14 protein-coding genes and 3 pseudogenes are annotated in these 19,719 nt (G+C 67.4%); 7 read left to right on the top strand and 10 right to left on the bottom strand.

Going from position 1 to position 19,719, the window contains the following annotated elements; translation table 11 throughout:
• Positions 1 to 46 precede the first annotated feature (46 nt).
• Positions 47 to 1,285, top strand: coding sequence for an FAD-dependent oxidoreductase (locus tag G6N41_RS14465; protein WP_198913171.1), 1,239 nt, complete (start codon positions 47 to 49; stop codon positions 1,283 to 1,285).
• A gap of 70 nt (positions 1,286 to 1,355) precedes the next feature.
• A pseudogene (locus G6N41_RS14460) lies at positions 1,356 to 3,421 on the top strand (glycoside hydrolase family 15 protein).
• Positions 3,422 to 3,437: 16 nt separating this feature from the next.
• Here the strand turns inward: G6N41_RS14460 and G6N41_RS14455 are convergent.
• The 3 genes and pseudogenes from G6N41_RS14455 to lepA all read right to left on the bottom strand — a co-directional run bounded on the left by G6N41_RS14455 (position 3,438) and on the right by lepA (position 6,874).
• On the bottom strand, positions 3,438 to 4,211 hold the full coding sequence (locus tag G6N41_RS14455; RefSeq protein ID WP_036456254.1) for a sensor domain-containing protein: 774 nt from the start codon (positions 4,209 to 4,211) through the stop codon (positions 3,438 to 3,440).
• Positions 4,211 to 4,954: a sensor domain-containing protein gene (locus tag G6N41_RS14450; RefSeq protein WP_198913170.1), complete on the bottom strand. Its 744-nt coding sequence runs from the start codon at positions 4,952 to 4,954 to the stop codon at positions 4,211 to 4,213. The genes G6N41_RS14455 and G6N41_RS14450 overlap by 1 nt, the downstream gene beginning before the upstream one ends.
• Before the next feature lie 2 nt (positions 4,955 to 4,956).
• Positions 4,957 to 6,874: pseudogene (gene lepA / locus G6N41_RS14445) on the bottom strand (translation elongation factor 4).
• A gap of 32 nt (positions 6,875 to 6,906) precedes the next feature.
• Here lepA and G6N41_RS14440 point away from each other — a divergent pair.
• A complete protein-coding gene (locus G6N41_RS14440) occupies positions 6,907 to 7,506 on the top strand; it encodes a type II toxin-antitoxin system PemK/MazF family toxin (protein ID WP_198913168.1) in 600 nt (199 codons plus the stop codon).
• A 41-nt stretch (positions 7,507 to 7,547) separates the two neighbouring features.
• On the opposite strand, the gene G6N41_RS14435 is transcribed toward G6N41_RS14440, so the two are convergent.
• Positions 7,548 to 7,976, bottom strand: a complete 429-nt coding sequence (locus tag G6N41_RS14435) for a CBS domain-containing protein (RefSeq protein ID WP_198913167.1) — start codon at positions 7,974 to 7,976, stop codon at positions 7,548 to 7,550.
• Positions 7,977 to 8,201: 225 nt separating this feature from the next.
• On the opposite strand from G6N41_RS14435, the gene G6N41_RS14430 reads away from it, so the two are divergent.
• The 3 genes from G6N41_RS14430 to G6N41_RS14420 all read left to right on the top strand — a co-directional run bounded on the left by G6N41_RS14430 (position 8,202) and on the right by G6N41_RS14420 (position 12,090).
• Positions 8,202 to 9,041, top strand: coding sequence for an Rv2407 family type 3 sulfatase (locus G6N41_RS14430; RefSeq protein ID WP_198913166.1), 840 nt, complete (start codon positions 8,202 to 8,204; stop codon positions 9,039 to 9,041).
• Positions 9,042 to 9,203: 162 nt separating this feature from the next.
• Positions 9,204 to 10,655, top strand: a complete 1,452-nt coding sequence (locus G6N41_RS14425) for a PE family protein (protein WP_198913165.1) — start codon at positions 9,204 to 9,206, stop codon at positions 10,653 to 10,655.
• A gap of 103 nt (positions 10,656 to 10,758) precedes the next feature.
• Entirely contained in the window at positions 10,759 to 12,090 is a 1,332-nt protein-coding gene (locus G6N41_RS14420) for a PE family protein (RefSeq protein ID WP_198913164.1), read from the top strand.
• 4 nt (positions 12,091 to 12,094) lie between these two features.
• Here the strand turns inward: G6N41_RS14420 and G6N41_RS14415 are convergent, their stop codons facing one another.
• From G6N41_RS14415 to G6N41_RS14405, 3 genes are read right to left on the bottom strand one after another with little or no spacing between them, the layout of a single operon-like run.
• A complete protein-coding gene (locus tag G6N41_RS14415; RefSeq protein WP_011741407.1) occupies positions 12,095 to 12,934 on the bottom strand; it encodes a transglutaminase family protein in 840 nt (279 codons plus the stop codon).
• Entirely contained in the window at positions 12,934 to 13,911 is a 978-nt protein-coding gene (locus tag G6N41_RS14410; protein WP_012395342.1) for an alpha-E domain-containing protein, read from the bottom strand. Before G6N41_RS14410 ends, G6N41_RS14415 begins: the two co-directional genes overlap by 1 nt.
• Positions 13,911 to 15,575 (bottom strand): circularly permuted type 2 ATP-grasp protein, encoded by a 1,665-nt coding sequence (locus G6N41_RS14405; protein ID WP_198913163.1) that lies wholly within the window; start codon positions 15,573 to 15,575, stop codon positions 13,911 to 13,913. Before G6N41_RS14405 ends, G6N41_RS14410 begins: the two co-directional genes overlap by 1 nt.
• 138 nt (positions 15,576 to 15,713) lie before the next feature.
• Between G6N41_RS14405 and rpsT the strand changes: the two genes are divergently transcribed.
• Positions 15,714 to 15,977, top strand: a complete 264-nt coding sequence (gene rpsT / locus G6N41_RS14400) for a 30S ribosomal protein S20 (protein WP_011741410.1) — start codon at positions 15,714 to 15,716, stop codon at positions 15,975 to 15,977.
• Between the two features lie 72 nt (positions 15,978 to 16,049).
• Here rpsT and holA read toward each other — a convergent pair whose 3' ends face one another.
• The 3 genes and pseudogenes from holA to G6N41_RS14385 form a co-directional block, all read right to left on the bottom strand.
• Positions 16,050 to 17,009, bottom strand: coding sequence for a DNA polymerase III subunit delta (gene holA, locus G6N41_RS14395; protein ID WP_085979917.1), 960 nt, complete (start codon positions 17,007 to 17,009; stop codon positions 16,050 to 16,052).
• Between the two features lie 30 nt (positions 17,010 to 17,039).
• A pseudogene (locus tag G6N41_RS14390) lies at positions 17,040 to 18,610 on the bottom strand (ComEC/Rec2 family competence protein).
• A gap of 17 nt (positions 18,611 to 18,627) precedes the next feature.
• Complete coding sequence (locus G6N41_RS14385) at positions 18,628 to 19,503, bottom strand: ComEA family DNA-binding protein (protein ID WP_198913162.1); 876 nt, start codon at positions 19,501 to 19,503, stop codon at positions 18,628 to 18,630.
• Between the last annotated feature and the right edge of the window lie 216 nt (positions 19,504 to 19,719).

Here is a 19,719-nt window from a genome sequence, read left to right as displayed (position 1 = left end):
AAACCAATGCGCCTGATCGGCCGGATGATCTGCCTAAGATCGCCCAGTGCCTCAGCCATCGGAAACGACAAGCGTTCTGGTAGCCGGCGGCGGACCGGCAGGCATGATGCTGGGCTTGTTGCTGGCCCGGGCCGGCGTTGACGTCACGGTGATGGAAAAGCACGCGGACTTCCTGCGCGACTTCCGCGGTGACACGGTGCACGCCAGCACCCTGCGTCTGCTTGACGAACTCGGTCTTGGATCCCAATTCGCTCAGATCCCGCATCGCCTGATCGACACCATCAGCATGAAGATGCAGGGCCAACCGGTCGACCTCGACCTCAAACACCTGCCCGGCGCCCACCAGCACATCGCCTTGGTGCCCCAGTGGGATTTCCTCGAGTTGCTGGCCGCCGCGGCTGCGGCTGAACCCACCTTCCGATTGCTGCGCAGCACCGAGGTGACCGGGGTGCTGTGGGGTGACGGACCCGACCGGGGCCGCGTCGTCGGTGTCACCTACCGCGCGCAATCCGGTGAAACAAAACACATGCACGCCGATCTGACCGTGGCCTGCGATGGCCGGGGCTCCACGGTGCGCTCGGCCTTGGGCATGGCGACCCGCAGCTTCGGCGCACCGATGGACGTCTGGTGGTTCCGACTACCACGTCGGCCCGATGATCCGACCGGTCTGGCCGGCATCTTCAACTCAGGTCACGGCGGAATTGCCATCGACCGCGGCGACTATTACCAGATCGCCTACATCATTCCCAAGGGCAGCGATGCCCAATTGCGCGCGCAGGTTATTGAGGCACTGCACCGGGCGCTAGCGGACATGATGCCCTGGCGCGCCGACCGCGTCGACGCACTGAAGACTTTCGACGACGTGAAATTGCTTGATGTGCAACTCAATCGGCTGCGGCGCTGGTTCTGCGACGGCGCGTTGTGCATCGGCGATGCGGCGCACGCGATGTCCCCGGTCGGTGGCGTCGGGATCAACCTGGCCCTGGCCGACGCGGTGGCCACCGCCCGGATGCTGGCGCCGTCGTTGCGCGTCGGGCGGGTGTCCACCGGCCAGCTGGCGCGGGTGCAGGCACGCCGTTGGGCCCCGACCGCCTTTCTGCAGGGCATCCAGCGGGCCATCCACGCCGCCATCGTCGCGGTGGCGGTAACTGGCGGGCCCCCGCAACCGCCGCCCGTGGTGCGCCTGGTGAGCCGTTCGGTGCCAGTGCGGCGGATCATGGGCTATCTGGTGGCGATCGGCCCACTGCCCGAACACGCCCCAAAGTACGCGAGGCGGGCACGGTAGACCCGACACCTTGGCGCCGCGCGGAGCGCAGTGGTGGACGCAGGGCAGGTCGACAGTCGATGATGGCGGCATGGTTTTGCACGCCGAACACGCAGACGAGGACGTCGAGCTCACCGTCGAGCCGACCGAGGCCCCGCACGCCGCGCCGGCTACCCAGATTCCCGCGTTGGACGGGGCCCCCGCAGCGTCGGTCGAACTCGGCCAGCACGGAATCTCCCCGTCCAGTGCATCGCTGCGCAATCCCTTTCCGCCGATTGCCGACTACGCGTTCCTGTCCGATTGGGAAACGACGTGCTTGATCTCTCCGGCCGGCTCGGTGGAGTGGATGTGTGTGCCCCGGCCGGACTCCCCCAGCGTGTTCGGCGCGATTTTGGATGTCAGCGCCGGTCATTTCCGGCTGGGCCCCTACGGGGTTTCGGTGCCGTCGGCGCGGCGCTACCTTCCCGGCAGCCTGATCATGGAGACCACGTGGCAGACCCACACCGGGTGGCTGATCGTGCGCGACGCGTTGGTGATGGGGCCCTGGCACGACATCGAACGGCGCTCGCGGACTCATCGGCGTACGCCGATGGATTGGGACGCCGAACACATCTTGCTGCGCACCGTGCGCTGCGTCAGCGGAACCGTCGAGCTGATGATGAGCTGCGAACCGGCGTTCGACTACCACCGTCTCGGGGCCACCTGGGAGTACTCGGCCAACGCCTACGGTGAGGCCATCGCCCGGGCCAGCAAGCAACCCGATGCTCACCCGACGCTGCGGCTGACCACCAACCTGCGGATCGGGTTGGAGGGCCGGGAGGCGCGGGCGCGCACCCGGATGAAAGAGGGCGACGACGTGTTCGTCGCGTTGAGCTGGACCAAGCACCCGGCGCCACAGACCTACCAAGAGGCCCCCCAGAAGATGTGGCAAACCACCGAATGCTGGCGGCAGTGGATCAACATCGGCAACTTCCCCGACCACCCGTGGCGGGCATACCTGCAGCGCAGCGCGCTCACACTCAAGGGGTTGACCTACTCGCCCACCGGCGCACTGCTGGCGGCCAGCACCACGTCGCTTCCAGAAACACCGCGCGGCGAACGTAACTGGGACTACCGATACGCCTGGGTTCGCGACTCCACCTTCGCGCTGTGGGGGCTCTACACCCTCGGGCTGGACCGCGGGCCGACGACTTCTTCGCCTTCATCGCTGATGTGTCCGGCGCCAACCACAACGAGCGCCACCCGTTGCAGGTGATGTACGGCGTGGGCGGCGAGCGCAGCCTGGTTGAAGAAGAGCTCAACCATCTGTCCGGCTACGACCATGCGCGACCGGTCCGGATCGGCAACGGCGCCTACAACCAGGACCAGCACGATATCTGGGGCTCGATTCTGGATTCGTTCTATCTGCACGCCAAGTCGCGCGAACAAGTCCCGGAAACATTGTGGCCGGTGCTGAAGCGACAAGTGGAAGAGGCGATCACGCACTGGCGTGAACCCGACCGCGGGATCTGGGAAGTGCGTGGGGAGCCGCAGCACTTCACATCGTCAAAGGTGATGTGCTGGGTGGCGCTGGACCGCGGGGCCAAACTCGCCGAGCGCCAGGGCGAGAAAAGCTATGCCCAGCAGTGGCACCAGATCCCCGACGAGATCAAGGCGGACATTCTCGAGCACGGGGTGGACTCGCGCGGGGTGTTCACCCAGCGCTACGGCGACGACGCGCTGGACGCCTCGCTGCTGCTGGTGGTGCTGACCCGCTTCTTGCCCCCGGATGACCCGCGCGTGCGCAATACCGTCTTGGCGATCGCCAACGAGCTCACCGAGGAGGGCCTGGTGCTGCGGTACCGGGTCGAGGAGACCGACGACGGACTCTCCGGCGAGGAGGGTACCTTCACCATCTGCTCGTTCTGGCTGGTCTCGGCCCTGGTTGAGATCGGCGAAGTGGCCCAGGCCAAACGGCTCTGCGAGCGGCTGCTGTCCTACGCCAGCCCGTTGCATCTGTACGCCGAAGAGATCGAGCCACGCACCGGGCGGCATCTGGGCAACTTCCCGCAGGCGTTCACCCACCTGGCGCTGATCAACGCGGTGGTCCACGTGATCCGCGCCGAGGAAGAGGCCGACAGTTCCGGGATGTTCCAGCCGGCCAACGCGCCGATGTAGCCCCGTCGATTCGGGGTCAGCTCATATCGCTGACTCTTTCCATCATGGCGTGGGCGATCTCGATAGCGCTGGTGTTGATGTCGGCGGACCCTTTGTCTGCGGGTCCTCGCACGCCGAAAAACGCGATCTCGACTTCGACCAGGCAATTACCCCGCAGGCCAATGGCCCGCGCCTCCGGTCTGGCCGCATTGAGCTGTTTACCGGATATTCGGGTGCCAATCGAAACGGTCGCCGCCAGCACGGAGTTGGTGATGCGCACGTCGGTGATCTTGTCCGCGAAGGCGACCTTGCCGCTATCGATGGTCACCATCGCGCCGTCACAGCTGTCCCATTGCTGGGTGAAGCTCTCGAACAGTTCGGCGGCCTCGTCGGGCCCCGACATGGCGACCACGCCCTCCGCCACGCTGATCACCTTCGCCGGTCCCGCGGAGTTCCACCAGGTCTCCCGCGCCACGTTCTCCACGCTGCCGGATCGACGCGCCGACTGATAGGCGCTCTTGGCCAGCATGGTCGTGATGCCCAGGCAGTCGACCCGCGACACCCGGCCGAAGGCTTCCTGCAACTTCTCCGGACCGCCGAAGCGCGGTGGCAATTCAGACTTGGCCGTGAAGTCCTGGCCGAGAATCTTTGCCAGCGCGGCGTTGTCCAACAGCACGTCCTTGATCGCTTCTCCGGTGACCAGCTGGGGGGCAAGCCCCGCCGCCGGGAGCGCGGTACCCGCAACAACAGACGTGCAGCCCGAAGCCAGACTGATGACCAACAGGCAGGCCAAGACCAATCGAGTTCTCATCAGTTCATGCTCGATACCTTGCGAAGCATCACCTTGACGAGTTCGATCGCTCTGGTCCCGGGTTGCGAGTGCGGCCTAAGCGCCACCTTGGCATCGGCGAGGACGTCGCCCTGGACGCCAACGGCCCGTTCGACCGGGGACTGCGGAGTGTGGTGGTTGTCCCAGCTGATGACGGTCGCCGAAAGTATCGGCCCGTCGGTTCGGACTTCGGTCACTTTCGAATACAACTCTGTATCGCTCCTGTCATGGGTGTACATCGTGACGGTGCGGCCCTCGCATTGTCGCCATTGCTGTGTGAAGGACGCGAATAGTCGTTGCGCGTCGTCTGAGGACGCCAGCTTGATCGCGGCCACCGTTGCGCTGGACGCCACCACACCGGAGTCGTAATTCCAATAATCCTGCAGTGCCGCCGCGCGGACCGGCGCCACCTCGTAGCTGATCCGCATCGCCGGCGCTATCGCCCCAAGACATTCGATGGGCGCGGCGGCAGAATTGTCGCGAATCCCGTTGGGCAACACGCCGATATCACCTACCATCGGCGGGCTGTGGGGCGGCAAATCGTTGCCGACCGCGGCCTTGACCTCCTCGCCGTCCGGCAATACGTGTTCGGGGGTAAGCGCATTCGCACCGGGCTGGCCGGCGTGGGTGGACACTCCCGCAACGGTGTTGGTGCACCCGGTGCCCAGCAGGCCGATGCCCAGCAGGGCAACGGCTCCCGCCCAGCCGGCTCGCCCCACGGTCACGGCTACTTCTTGCCCTTATCCCCCGCGGCATCGGTGGACAGTGCCGCGACAAACGCCTCCTGCGGCACCTCGACCCGGCCGATGGTCTTCATCCGCTTCTTGCCCTCTTTCTGCTTTTCCAGCAGCTTGCGTTTGCGGGTGATGTCACCGCCGTAGCACTTCGACAACACATCCTTGCGGATCGCGCGGATGTTCTCGCGCGCGATGATCTTGGAACCGATGGCCGCCTGCACCGGCACCTCGAACTGCTGACGCGGAATCAGCTCCTTGAGCTTGGTGGTCATCTTGTTGCCGTAGGCGAACGCCGAATCCTTGTGGACGATAGCGCTGAACGCATCGACGGCCTCGCCTTGTAGCAGGATGTCGACCTTGACCAGTTGGGCTTCCTGCTCGCCGGACTCCTCGTAATCGAGACTGGCGTAGCCACGGGTCCGCGACTTGAGCGAGTCGAAGAAGTCAAAGATGATCTCCCCCAGCGGCATTGTGTATCGCAGTTCCACCCGTTCGGGCGACAAATAGTCCATGCCCCCCAGCTCGCCGCGCCGTGACTGGCACAGCTCCATGATGGTGCCGATGAATTCGCTGGGCGCGATGATGGTGGTCTTCACCACCGGCTCGTAGACGGTGCGGATCTTGCCCTCGGGCCAGTCCGACGGGTTGGTCACCTGCATTTCGGTGCCGTCGTCCTTGATGACGCGGTACACGACGTTGGGCGAGGTCGAGATCAGGTCGAGGTCGAACTCGCGCTCCAGACGTTCCCGACTGATCTCCATGTGCAGCAGGCCCAGGAAGCCGAACCGGAATCCGAAACCCAGCGCCACCGACGTTTCGGGCTCATAGGTCAGGGCCGCGTCGTTGAGTTGCAGCTTGTCCAGGGCGTCCCGCAGGTTCGGATAGTCCGATCCGTCAACGGGATACAGTCCCGAATACACCATCGGCTTGGGTTCGCGGTAGCCGGTCAGTGCCTCGGTGGCACCTTTTCGGGCGGTCGTGACGGTGTCGCCGACCTTGGACTGCCGCACGTCCTTGACCCCGGTGATCAGATAACCCACCTCGCCGACGCCAAGGCCGTCGCTGGCCTTGGGTTCGGGTGAGACGATGCCGACCTCGAGCAGTTCGTGGGTGGCGCCGGTGGACATCATGGCGATGCGCTCGCGGGGGGTGATCTTGCCGTCGACGACGCGGACGTAGGTGACCACGCCGCGGTAGATGTCATAGACGGAGTCGAAGATCATTGCGCGAGTGGGTGCGTCGGCATCTCCCTGCGGTGGCGGCACCTCGCGCACCACGTGGTCGAGCAGGTCTGCGACGCCTTCCCCGGTTTTGCCGGAAACCCGCAGCACGTCGCCGGGCTCGCAGCCGATGATGTGAGCAATCTCGCCCACGTAGCGGTCCGGGTCGGCGGCCGGCAGGTCGATCTTGTTCAGCACCGGAATGATGTGCAGGTCGCGGTCCAGTGCCAGGTAGAGGTTGGCCAGCGTCTGGGCCTCGATACCCTGGGCGGCGTCAACCAGCAGCACCGCGCCCTCGCAGGCCTCCAGCGCACGTGACACCTCGTAGGTGAAGTCGACGTGTCCTGGCGTGTCGATGAGATGCAAGACGTACTCGGTTCCGTCGAGCTGCCAGGGCAGCCGCACATTCTGCGCCTTGATGGTGATCCCACGTTCGCGTTCGATATCCATCCGGTCCAGGTACTGGGCCCGCATCGAGCGCTCGTCAACGACCCCGGTTAACTGCAGCATTCGGTCCGCCAGCGTCGACTTTCCGTGGTCGATATGAGCGATAATGCAGAAGTTCCGAATCTGCGCCGGCGGGGTGAAGGTTTTGTCGGCGAAACTGCTGATGGGACTCTCCTGAAGCGGGGGTTTGCGGGTTTCCAGCCTATCTGTGCAGCGCCGCCCGGACCTACTCGAGGCCAATCGCGCTCGGCGGATCGCGTCTATGCTGGGAATATGACGTCTGCCGGGAAGTCCCAGCGGAAGACGTTCCAGCGCTTCGCGGAGAACCTCGTGTTCAACGAGGCGCCCAAGGTTGTCCATCGTCTGCAGAACACCCAGGAAACGCTGCGGACCATTCAGCAAGCCGTCAAGATCACCGCCAACATCGTGGCGATGGGGCTGCCGCCGCCGGCCGAGATCACCGCGGGCCGGCCGGTGACCGACACCAGCTCCCCGACCGCTGCGCGGGCGCGCAAGCTCACCTACTCTCCCGACCTCGATGGCCGTGCCGACCCGGGCGAAATCGTGTGGACCTGGGTGGTTTACGAAGACGATCCCACCCGGGGCCAAGACCGGCCGGTGCTTGTCGTGGGCCGTGAGCGCAACGTGTTGCTGGCATTGATGTTGTCCAGCCAGGAGCAGTACTCGGCCGATCCGGACTGGGTCGCAATCGGCACCGGCGACTGGGACTTCGAGGGCCAGCAAGGCTGGGTGCGGCTGGACCGGGTGCTCGATGTACCCGAGGAGAGCATCCGCCGCCAGGGTGCGATCCTGCAGCGCGACGTGTTCGACGTGGTGGCGGCGCGGCTGCGTGCCGAGTACAGCTGGCGCTAGCGACGAATGCGGCTATTGGCCGCCGCGGCACCGGGCAGTGATCACCCCTGGGTGATGTAGGACTGCAGCTGCTCCTGCTCGGCCTCGAGTTCTCCCATCCGCGACTTCACCACGTCGCCGATGCTGACGATGCCGATCAGCTTCTGGCCGTCAAGCACCGGCACGTGCCGCACCCGGTTCTGCGTCATCAGCACACTGATGCTGTCGACCGTGTCGGACTTTGTGCAGGTGGCGACGGCACTGGTCATGATTTTGGAGACCGGGCGAGTCAGCACGCTGGCGCCGTGCGTGTGTAGCTGGCGCACGACATCGCGCTCCGACACGATGCCGACCACACCTTCCACTCCGACCACCACCGTCGCGCCGATGTTCTGCTCAGCCAAACCGGCAAGCAATTCCCGGACCGTCGCATCGGGGTTGATGGTCGTCACCGCTGCCCCCTTGTTCCGCAAGACGTCCGCGATCCGCATTGAGGCCTCCCACAGCTTGTGACCCGACTCACACCCAGGCTACGACTAACTCGTGCGGCGGGAAAGCCAACACCCCAACCGGGCACAAACAGCCAAGTATCGATCCGGTCACCTGCACCTGGGCGCTTCCCGAGCCCCCTGACCGATAGAACCAATCCTGATACCCGCCAGCCGGATCGACCGGTTGAGCGATGACGCACCGACCCGGCTTGCAAGGATGGGCTCATGATTGAGATCACGTTGCTCGGAACGGGAAGTCCCATCCCCGACCCGGATCGTGCGGGGCCATCGACCCTGGTGCGAGCCGGCGGACAGGTCTTCCTGGTCGATTGTGGCCGCGGGGTGCTGCAGCGCGCGGCGGCCGTCGGGGTGGGTGCGGCCGGCTTGTCGGCAGTGCTGCTCACCCACCTGCACAGCGACCACATTGCCGAACTCGGCGACGTGCTCATCACCAGCTGGGTCACCAACTTCGCGGCCGATCCCGCGCCCCTCCAGGTCATCGGGCCGCCCGGCACCGCGGAAACTGTCGACGCGATGCTCAAAGCGTTCGGCCGCGACATCGGTTACCGGATCGCCCATCACGCCGACCTGAACGCTCCGCCGCCCATCGAGGTTCACGAATACACCGACAGTACGGTCTGGGACCGCGATGGTGTAGCGATCGGAGTGGCACCCACCGATCACCGCCCGGTGGCGCCGACGATCGGGTTCCGCGTCGAGTTCGACGGCGCGTCGGCGGTGCTGGCCGGGGACACCGTGCCCTGTCCCAGCCTGGACGAATTGGCCGCCGGCGCCGGTGCGTTGGTGCACACCGTGATCCGCAAGGACATCGTCACGAACTTCCCCCAACAGCGAGTCAAGGACATCTGCGACTACCACTCCTCGGTACAGGAGGCGGCCGCGACCGCCGCCCGCGCGGGGGTGGGCACGCTGGTCATGACGCACTACGTGCCAGCCATCATCGCGGGTCAGGAAGACCAGTGGCGGGCGTTGGCCGCGACCGAGTTCGGCGGGTGCATCGAACTGGGCAACGACCTGCATCGCGTCGAGGTGCACGCCCGCTAGCGGTCCTCCGGGCACGCCCCACTGACTGTTCACCGCCGACACGAATTGCCCTTTTGTCGGTGCGGTGCGGGTTTCGTGGAAACGCAAATCCGCCTGCTCACGCTGCGTAACATCCATATCGCCTGGTAATTGGTCAATGGTCGTGAAGTGGTGGTGGTCGTGATGTCGTTTGCGGTCGTAGCGCCAGAGCTAATGCGGGTGGCCGCTTCGGATCTGGCCAATATCGGCTCCACACTCAGCGCCGCCAACGCGGTCGCGGCGGCCCAAACGACCGCGGTGCAGGCGGCCGCGGCCGACGAAGTGTCTACCGCGATCGCGGCCCTGTTCGGCTGGCACGCGCAGACGTATCAGTCACTGAGCGCGCAGGCGACGTCATTTCATGACCAGTTTGTTCAGACCCTAGCGTCGAGCGGGACCTCGTATTGGTCCGCGGAAGCCACCAATGTCGAGCAGACGCTGCTCAACGCGATCAACGCACCCACCGAGGCCCTGTTCGGACGCCCGCTGATCGGCGACGGCGCCGACGGGCAAACCGTCAACGGGGTGGGACAGGCCGGCGGCGACGGGGGCTTCCTGTGGGGCAACGGCGGCAACGGCGGCGACAGTACCAGTGCCGGTGTGGCCGGCGGCGCCGGCGGTAGTGCCGGGCTCTTCGGCAATGGCGGCGCTGGCGGCACCGGCGCGGATGCTGATGTGAGCGCGACCAACGGTGGCGCCGGCGGGGCGGGCGGCAACGCCGGGCTGATATTCGGCTTCGGCGGAGCCGGCGGCACCGGCGGCAGCGGCATCAATTCCTTCGCCTCGTTCGGCGGCGACGGCGGAGCGGGTGGTAACAGCTACCTGTTAGGGGCCGCCGGCGCCGGCGGCAACGGCGAGGTGGGCCTGGGCACGTCCGGATTCGGCGGCACCGGCGGCGACGGCGGCCAGGGCGGGCTGTTCGGAAACGGCGCCGCGGGCGGGCCGGGCGGTCAGAGCACCGACGGTGACGGCGGCAGTGGTGGCAGCGGCGGTCGAGCCGGAATCCTCTATGGCGACGGCGACAACGGCGGCGATGGCGGCGCCGGCCGGTTCAGTTCAGGGTCCGGCGGCTCCGCCGGCACCGCCATCCTTGCCGGCAACGGCGGTAGCGGCGGCAACGGCGCTAGCAGCACAGCTACCAGCGGCGACGGGTTCGGCGGTTTCGGTGGGATCGGCGGCACCGGCGGCCTGTTCTTCGGCAACGGCGGCGACCGCGGCAACGGCGGCGACGGCGGCATCGGCGGCGCCGGCGATTCCGGTAACCCCGCCGGCGGTCAAGGTGGCAACGGCGGCGGCGCCTACCTGATTGGCAATGGCGGCTGGGGAGGCGTCGGCGGTGCCGGCGACGGCACCGGCGACGGCGGCGACGGCGGCAGCGGTGGCGACTGCGGGTGGCTGCTCGGCAACGGCGGTAACGGCGCCGAGGGCGGCACCAGCTCAGCAACCGGTGGGGCCGGCGGCAATGGCGGTGACGCTCGGTTCATCGGCAACGGCGGCGACGGCGCTCACGGAGGTGACGGTACCCCCGACGGTGCCAGCGGTACCGGCGGCAGCGGCGGCATCCTGTTCGGACAGAACGGCAGCGATGGCGGATAGCCCACCGCGTCGGGCGGACGCGGGCGAAATGTGCCCGGACTGCTGATCGCATCGCGATACGATCCGCACCTGGCCCAGTGGTCCTGACCCTCAGAGGTGCGCCATGGCATATGTGATCGCCGACCCGGAGGCAATGGCCGCGGCGGCCGCCGATTTGGCCGGGGTGAATTCGGCAATCGCGGCAGCCAACGGGATTGCCGCGGTCCGGACGACCGCCGTGCAGGCCTCCGCCGGCGATCAGGTGTCAGCGGCGGTCGCGGCGTTGTTCGCCACGCATGCCCAGGGCTATCAGAGCATCAGCGCACAGATGTCGGCAATGCATGACCAGCTCGTGCAGACCCTGTCCGCCAGCAGCGCGTCCTACGCCGGGGCCGAGGCCTCCAACGCCGCGCAAGCATTGCTAGATCTGATCAACGCTCCTACCCAAGCGCTGCTAGGGCGCCCGCTGATCGGTAACGGCGCCGACGGCGCGACCGTCGGCGGACTCGGGACGCCCGGCGGGGCGGGCGGGCTGCTGTACGGCAACGGCGGCCGGGGCGGTGACAGCACCCTTGCCGGTGTCTCGGGAGGCGGCGGTGGCGACGCCGGGCTGATCGGCAACGGCGGCGCCGGTGGCACCGGCGGCAACGGCGGCAGTGGCGGGCTCGGCGGCAATGCCTGGCTGCTCGGCAGCGGCGGTACCGGCGGCACCGGGGGTGCCGGTGTCTCATCCGGATTCGGGGGTACCGGCGGAAACGGCGGCCTCGGCGGGCTGCTCTACGGCAGCGGCGGTGCGGGTGGCACGGGTGGTGCCGGTGCCGCGGGCGCCGTGTTGGGCGGCATGGGCGGGCTGGGCGGCGACGCGCGGCTGTTCGGCACCGGCGGCGCCGGCGGGACTGGCGGCGACAACAGCCTGGGCCTGACCGGTCAGGGCGGCCAGGGCGGCGACGGCGGCTACGGAATCGGCAACGGCGGTGCCGGCGGTGCGGCCGGCTACGGTGGTGGTGCGGGCAGCCTCGGCACCGGCGGGAACGGCGGATCGGGCGGACGCGCCGCGTTGCTCTACGGCGTCGGTGGTGACGGCGGGGCCGGCGGCGCCGGTGGCGACGTCGTCGGCAGCGCTGGCGGCAGCGGCGGGCTCGGGGGCGCCGCCGGGTTGGTCGGCGTCGGCGGCGACGGCGGAGCCGGTGGGGCGGGCGGCGGCGCCGGGGGTGACGGCGGCGCCGGTGCTTATCTGATCGGCGACGGGGGTGATGGCGGGGCCGGCGGGGACGGCAACGCGGGCAGCCTCGCGGGCGGCACCGGCGGCAATGGCGGTGACGCCAAGCTCATCGGTAACGGCGGCACCGGCGGTGACGGTGGGATCGGCTTCGGCGGCGGTGCCAACGGCACCGGTGGTACCGGCGGCGCCGCGGGGCTGCTTGGCAGCCCCCGCAGCGACGGCACCACCGTTTAAGGCCCTAGGCCAGCCGGGTGATCTCCACGTCCACGTCGAGGTCGGTGACGCCAAGCCCGGAGTAGATGCCTTTCAGCGGAGGTACGTCGCTGTAATCGCGGCCGGCGCCGACGCTGATATACTGCTCGCTGATCTCGGTGTCGTTGGTCGGGTCGTAGTGCCACCAACCGCCGGTCCACGCCTGGATCCAGGCGTGACTGCGTCCGGCCACCGACTTCCCCACCACCGCGTTGCGCTTGGGATGCAGATAACCGGACACATAGCGCGCAGGAATTCCCATGCCCCGCAACACAATCAGCGACAAGTGCGCAAAGTCCTGGCAGACGCCTTTGCCCTGTTCCAGGGCATCGAGCCCGGAGGAGTGCACACCGGTGGTGCCGGGCAGGTAGTCCAATTCGCTGCGCGCCCAACGGGCCGCCGCGACGACCGCCTCCGCCGGGTCGTGATACTTCCTGATCCGGCGTCCCACGGCGGCGACACGTTTGCTTGTCGGGGTGTACGAGGTGGGGCGCAGCACCTCGTCGAAACGATCGATGACGGCCATCGACTCGAGTTCTTCCCAGGTGACCTTCGCCTCCGGCGGCTCCGGACGCTCGGTCTCGACGACCGAGGAGGACGTGACCGTCAGCTCGGTGTGCGGGGCGTGCAGGTCGAACGCCGTCACCGCGGTACCCCAATAGTCGACGTAGCGGTAGGACCGGGTAGCCGGAATGGTTTCGACCCGGTTGAGGATCACGTTCTGCCGGGAGTTGGACCGCGGCGTCAGTCGCGCCTCGTTAAACGACGCCGTGACCGGCGCCTCGTATGCGTACCCGGTGCTGTGCACCACCCGCATCCGCCACATCAGGATTCTCCCTTCCTGGCGACCATCTGGCCGCGGGGGCCGGCATCGGTCCAGGCTACCCATGGGGTTACGTGGAAATACTGCAGTGTCAAGGCTTCTCCGACGTCACGACAGGTTCGTTGCAGACCTGACAAGCGGCTGTCCAGGGACTCCAGCAAGACCCCGGGCTGGACGAACTCGAGTTTGCTGCGCGCCTGCCCAAGCAGCCGCTGCGCTTCGGTGGTCGCCCCGATGCGGCTCTGCGGATTATGCAGCAGCTCATCGAGGTTGTGCTCGGCCATGCGCAGCGAGTAGTAGACCGAGCGCGGGAACAGCCGGTCCAGCATCATGAACTCGACCACCCGGGCCGCGTCCAACACCCCGCGATAGGTGCGCAGATAGGTGTCATGGGCACCCACCGAACGCAGCAACGTGACCCAGGCCGGCGATGACGCGCTGTCCCCTACCCGGGACAGCAACAGGCGCACCGTCATGTCGACCCGTTCAATGGCGCGGCCCAGCAACATGAACCGGTATCCGTCGTCGCGCGACAGAGTGGAGTCGGCCAGCCCGGCGAACATGGCCGCACGCCCTTCGACGAATGACAGAAATTCATGCGGCCCAAGTCGTTTGGCTGCTCGCTCACGTTCCGGGAGAGCGTGGTAGGTGGTGTTCAGGCACTCCCAGGTCTCGATGGACGTCACTTCGCGAGCCGACTTGGCGTTTTCCCGCGCCGCTGAGATCGCCTCGACGATCGAACAGCCGCCTGAAGCGTTGGTGCTGAAGGCCACCAGGTCGGTCAACGACCAGACATCCAGCTCGTGATCGGGAGGGTCGATGCCGAGCACCCGCAACAGCAGCCGCGAGGCATGGTCGGGGTCGATGCTGGAATCCTCGAGCAGCTGGTGTATCGCGACATCGAGAATTCGGGCGGTGTCGTCGGCGCGCTCTACGTAGCGACCGATCCAGTACAGCGCTTCGGCGTTGCGGGCAAGCATCAGGTCTTCGCTTTCTGCTGCTGGTGCTGACCTTCTTGCGGCTGATTTTGCTGCGGCTGCTGCTGGTTGGGCCGCGTATCGTCGGGACTCTGCTCGGGCACGGTCCGCGGCAACGACCGCAGCACTTGGGCGCCACCCAGCTCACGGCCGGTAGCCAAGGAGCGCGGCGCCAGCACCCAGGTGTCCTTCGACCCGCCGCCCTGACTGGAATTGACCACCCGTGACCCCTCGACCTGGGCCACCCGGGTCAACCCACCCGGCAGCACCCACACGTCGTTGCCGTCATTGACCGCAAACGGCCTCAGGTCGACGTAGCGCGGCGCCAGCGAGTCCTCGATTCGTGTCGGCACGGTCGACAGTTCCATCATCGGCTGCGCGATCCAGCTACGCGGATCGTCACGAATCTTCTTGCCGACCGCGGCCAGCTCCTTGTCCGACGCGTCCGGGCCGAACACGATGCCGTAGCCCCCGGATCCCTCGACCGGCTTGAGCACCAGTTCCTTGAGCCGGTCCAGCACTTCTTCGCGTTCCTCGTCCAGCCAGCACCGATAGGTGTCCACATTGGCCAGCAACGGCTTTTCGCGCAGGTAGTACTCGATCATGGTGGGCACGTAGGTGTAGACGAGCTTGTCGTCACCGACACCGTTTCCGATCGAGCTCGAGATGACCACATTGCCCGCGCGGGCGGCATTGACCAGACCGGCCACTCCCAGCACCGAGTCGGCGCGGAACTGCAGCGGGTCCAGGAAGGCGTCGTCGATGCGCCGGTAGATGACGTCGACCTGGCACTCCCCCTCGGTGGTGCGCATGTACACCTGATTGTCGCGACAGAACAGGTCGCGGCCTTCGACCAACTCGACGCCCATCTGCCGGGCCAGCAGCGAATGTTCGAAATAGGCCGAGTTGTAGACACCTGGGGTCAGCACCACCACGGTGGGGTCGGCCTCGTTGGTGGCCGCCGAGTTGCGCAGCGCCCGCAGCAGGTGCGAAGGGTAGTCGTCGACCGCACGGACCCGATGGGTGGCGAACAGGTTCGGGAAGACCCGCGCCATGGTGCGCCGGTTCTCGATGACGTAGGACACCCCCGACGGCGAGCGCAGGTTGTCCTCGAGGACCCGGAAGTCGCCGCGCTCGTCGCGGATCAGGTCGATGCCGGCGACGTGGATGCGCACACCGTTGGGCGGAATGATCCCCACGGCCTCCCGGTGGAAGTGCTCGCAGGAGGTGATCAGTCGCCGCGGAATGACGCCGTCACGCAGGATCTCCTGGTCGCCATAGATGTCGTCCAGGTACATCTCGAGGGCCTTGACGCGTTGGATGATGCCGCGTTCCAACCGGGACCATTCGGCCGCCGAGATAACCCGGGGCACCAGGTCAAGCGGGAACGGCCGCTCCTGGCCCGACAGCGAAAACGTGATGCCCTGGTCTAGGAATGCGCGGTCCAACGCATCGGCGCGGGCCTTGAGCTCCGACGCATCCGACGGCGCAAGCTCGGCATAGATGCCCTTGTAGGGGCCGCGAACGTTGCCCTGGGCGTCGAACATTTCGTCAAAGGCTTGGGAATACACATCCGACGAGTTGTAGCCGCCGAATATGCGTTCCGGAAGCGCTTGTGACCGCCGCCTACTTGCTTGCATCGGTTCAGTAAGACTCACCTGGTTCATGGTGCCTCAATTCGACAATCCGCCGAGCTAACGGCTCCTCTTTTGGGTGAAAACGTAACCGACTGATAACCTGAGCACTCGCTGTCGGGTGTCAAGGTCACCCGAGCAACCACCGAGCAGACTTTAAGGAACTAACGCGTGGCCAACATCAAGTCGCAGCAAAAGCGCAACCGCACCAACGAGCGCGCCCGACTGCGCAACAAGTCGGTGAAGTCGTCGCTGCGTACGGCGGTCCGGTCGTTCCGCGACGCTGCTCACTCGGGCGACAAGGAAAAGGCCGCCGAGCTGCTGGTTTCGACCAACCGCAAGTTGGACAAGGCGGCCAGCAAGGGCGTCATTCACAAGAACCAGGCCGCCAACAAGAAGTCGGCTCTGGCGCGCGCCCTCAACAAGCTGGGCTGACCCCGTCAAACCTGAGACCCGGGCCTGGTCCAGGCCCGGTTCAAACGTTTCTCAGGCCTGGTTCACATCTGTTCAGGCCCGGTCGGCGACCAACTCGGCCACCGTTCTGACCGCGGATTCCAGCGCGTAGTCAGCGTCGGCCGCGGCTCCCTTGACGTCGGCGTTGAGTTGCGCGACCAACTGCATCGCCGTTGCGACCTTGTCGCGCGACCAGCGCCGCGCTTGTTTCTGGGCCTTTTGCACCCGCCACGGCGGCATGCCCAGCTGGCTTGCCATGCGGTACGGGTCTCCCGACAACGGCCCCACCCGACCGATCGTGTGTATGGCTTCGGCCAGGGCATCGGCCAGTACCACCAGCGGTTCTCCGCGCATCATCGCCCAGCGCAGCGCCTCGGTGGCGCCGGCCACGTCGCCGGCCACCGCCTTGTCGGCGATATCAAAACCTTTCACCTCGGCCTTGCCGCTGTGATAGCGACGGACCGCGACGGCATCAACATCTCCGCCGGTGTCGGCAACCAGCTGTGAGCAGGCCGAGGCCAGTTCGCGGATATCGGATCCGACGGCATCGAGCAGGGCCGTCACAGTGTCCTCGCCGACCTTGACCCGCAGCGCGCGGAACTCGCCACGGACAAAGTCGACACGCTCGCTGGCCTTGCTGATCCGCGCACACGGGTGCACCTGTGCACCCAGCGACTTCAGCTCACCGGCGAGCGCCTTGGCCCGCCCACCGCCGGAATGCACCACCACCAGCACCGTGCCCGGTGGAATGTCGGCGGCGGTCGAGGCGATCAACGCGACCGCGTCTTTGCCGGCCTCGGCAGCGGCCTCCAAAACGACTATCCGCTCCTCGGCGAACAGCGAGGGGCTCAGCAGTTCGGCCAGCTCGTAGGTGCTGACGTCGCCCGCGCGCATTCGGTTGACCGGCACGTCGTCGGTGCCCGCAGCCTGGCGTGCCCGCTCACGCGCTGCCCGCACGATGTCGCCCACCGCCCGCTCGACCAACAGTTCCTCATCACCCAGGACCAAGTGCAACGGCGAAATCTCGCTCACCCCCTGATGGTGTCACGAGGGGCCGACCAGGCCCGGCACCGACCACGCCAGCCCACAACCGAGGGTGGCCAGCAGAGCTGAAATCATCGCGAGCCGAAACCACCGAAATCGCCACAGCGCCACCACCAACACGGTGACTCCCCCCACAATCAGCACCCCGGCAAGCCCTTCCGGGACGGCCACGGTCGCCCCTGGCACATCGGCGGCCCACCGCGCCACATGCAACACCCACCACACCTGCGGCCCGGTGAAGCGGATCAGCAGCTGCGCGCCGGCCGGCCACGGGATGACCAGCACGGCCGCCGCACTGCCCAGCACGGTGATCGGCGCGATCACGGCGGCTACCGCGAGGTTGGCAACCACGGCGACCACACTGAACCGGCCGGAGATCGCGGCGACCAGCGGTGCCGTCACCACCTGTGCCGCGGTCGCGACGGCAAGCCCGTCCGCCAGCACTTTGGGCCAGCCCCGCGCCACCAGGCCGTCCGACCACCCCGGAGCGACGACGACCAGGGCGGCGGTAGCCACCACGGACAACGCGAAACCCACGTCAACGGCCAGGTGCGGCGCCGCGACCAGCAACACGAGCACGGTGGTCGACAGCGCCGGAATCGCCTGCCGTCGACGCGACGACAACATCGCGGCCAGCGCGATGGATGCCACCAGCGCCGCCCGCAACACACTCGCCGTCGGCTGCACCACGACCACAAACGCCACCAGCGCGATCCCGGCCAGTGCCACCGCGGCCCGCGGTCCGACCCAACGCGCCGAGAACAGCACCGCACCGCACCGCAGACGATGGTGACGTTGGCTCCCGACACCGCCGTCAGATGGGTCATCCCCGCTGACCGGAACGCGCGGCCGGTCTCGGTGCCGACCGTCGAGGTGTCACCGAGGACCAAGGCGGGCAGCATCGCGGCCTGGTCGGCGGGCAGAACGCGCCGTGCCGCCGCGGCAAACCGGCCGCGCACCTGGTGAGCGGCCCGCTGCAACGCACCGGCACGACCAGCCTTGACCGCACCCGCCGAGTTGAGCACCGCGACCGTGAGATCGTGGCGGGCGGGACCGCTGATGCGGGCCGTGAAGCGCACCGGCCGCCCGACCGTCAGCTCTCCCGTCTCCTCGAACTCGGAGGCACGCGCGAACACCACGACACGACCGGAGATCTCGTCATCACGCAGCCGCTGGATCGTCGCCCGAAACATCAATCGGTCAGACCCCAGCGACAAGGCACTTTCACTGGGTGTGACGGTCACCGCGGCTGAGGTTCCGAACGCGGCGCTGATCGGATGGCGCGCCAGGGCCTCGGTCCGCAGCGCGATCGCCATTCCAAAGCCCGCGCCCACCACCCCGACCGTGACCAGGCCGGCGCTGGCTGCGCACGGCCACCGCTTCGACCGCGGCCGGCGATCGGTGATCCACCACAACACCCCGGCCCCGAGCGCGAGCAGCAGGCACCCGGATGCGCACGCGCGACCGACGGGCCAGACGATTCCCGCCGCGGTCACGATCCAGCTGGTCAGCGCACCCGGAACCAGGCGCACGTCCAGTCGCTCCGCCACGTCGCGGCCGGCGCCGGCCATCCCGCTATGCACCGGCGTCAGACGCGAACCAGGGACCGCAGCTTCTGCAGTCGCGCCGGGCCGATGCCGTCAACTTCAGCAAGCTGGTCCACGCTGGTGAACTTGCCGTTTGCCGCTCGCCACGACACGATCGCAGCGGCGGTGACCGGCCCCACCCCGGGCAGCGAATCCAGTTGTTCCACCGTCGCGGTGTTGAGGTCGAGGACCTCGGCCGGATTGGGGCCCGGGGCCCTCGTGCCCGACGTCGCCGCCGGCGCTGGGCTTGGTGTGGCGGCGCCGATCGAGCTGCCGAATCTTTTGGGCTGCCCCGCGACGGGTGCGAGCCCCACCACAATCTGTTCGCCATCGGCCAGCTGACGGGCCATGTTGAGGCCGATGGTGTCCGCAGCGGCCAGCGCGCCGCCGGCGGCCTGCAACGCATCGGCTACCCGGGCGCCCGGTGCCAGCGTGAACAGTCCCGGCGTGTGGACCAGGCCAACGACACTGACCACCACCGGCCGATCCGGGCCGGCAGCCGCGGCGGGACTTGCCGAGGATCCAGGGCTGGCTCCCGAGCTCTCCGAAACATGTTCCACCGCGGGTAATTTCGCCGACATCACCGGCGCAGGGCGATCGTGCAGCAACGTGAAAGCGGTGACCAGCACCGCAAGCGCGGCGACGACGGCCAACGCGATGGCACCGGCACGCCCGGGGTCGGCGCGCACCCTGCTCAGCAAGCCGCTGCCATCCCCTGCCTCCGGCAGCCAGCGCGGGAGCAGCGAGTTCGGGTCGTCATCGCGATCGTCGTGCGGATCCGCACCGGATTCGGCGGCACCGGAATCGGCGTGCAATCGGAGGTCGGGGGCGGTGCTGAGCCGTCGCTGCAGTCGCTCGGCGGGAAGCTCTGTTCGCATGGGCCGACGGTAAATGCGCCGACCGCCACACCAACTCGAAGCGACGGCGCCAAGCCGGGTGCTTGTGGATGAACCCGACACTGTGCACCAGGCAGGTGCAGCAGGACCGGCCCAACACCGGTGTCGAGGCACCCGATTAACAGGTGGGCCCGCGATGCGCCTAACGTGCAAGGCAGGACTGCCGGTTTCCGGCACGCGCAGTCCCTGCGCGGGAAG

The sequence above is a fragment of the Mycobacterium shottsii genome, assembly GCF_010728525.1.
Lineage (GTDB): Bacteria > Actinomycetota > Actinomycetes > Mycobacteriales > Mycobacteriaceae > Mycobacterium > Mycobacterium marinum.
This window is presented reverse-complemented; position numbering and strand designations above follow the sequence as displayed.

What these genes read in the sequence shown, in the direction of transcription:
- G6N41_RS14455 (WP_036456254.1), bottom strand. Translation starts at nt 4,211, where the DNA reads ATGAGAACTCGATTGGTCTTGGCCTGCCTGTTGGTCATCAGTCTGGCT.
- G6N41_RS14440 (WP_198913168.1), top strand. Translation starts at nt 6,907, where the DNA reads ATGACGTCTGCCGGGAAGTCCCAGCGGAAGACGTTCCAGCGCTTCGCG.
- G6N41_RS14435 (WP_198913167.1), bottom strand. Translation starts at nt 7,976, where the DNA reads ATGCGGATCGCGGACGTCTTGCGGAACAAGGGGGCAGCGGTGACGACC.
- G6N41_RS14430 (WP_198913166.1), top strand. Translation starts at nt 8,202, where the DNA reads ATGATTGAGATCACGTTGCTCGGAACGGGAAGTCCCATCCCCGACCCG.
- G6N41_RS14425 (WP_198913165.1), top strand. Translation starts at nt 9,204, where the DNA reads ATGTCGTTTGCGGTCGTAGCGCCAGAGCTAATGCGGGTGGCCGCTTCG.
- G6N41_RS14420 (WP_198913164.1), top strand. Translation starts at nt 10,759, where the DNA reads ATGGCATATGTGATCGCCGACCCGGAGGCAATGGCCGCGGCGGCCGCC.
- G6N41_RS14415 (WP_011741407.1), bottom strand. Translation starts at nt 12,934, where the DNA reads ATGTGGCGGATGCGGGTGGTGCACAGCACCGGGTACGCATACGAGGCG.
- G6N41_RS14410 (WP_012395342.1), bottom strand. Translation starts at nt 13,911, where the DNA reads ATGCTTGCCCGCAACGCCGAAGCGCTGTACTGGATCGGTCGCTACGTA.
- G6N41_RS14405 (WP_198913163.1), bottom strand. Translation starts at nt 15,575, where the DNA reads ATGAACCAGGTGAGTCTTACTGAACCGATGCAAGCAAGTAGGCGGCGG.
- G6N41_RS14385 (WP_198913162.1), bottom strand. Translation starts at nt 19,503, where the DNA reads ATGCGAACAGAGCTTCCCGCCGAGCGACTGCAGCGACGGCTCAGCACC.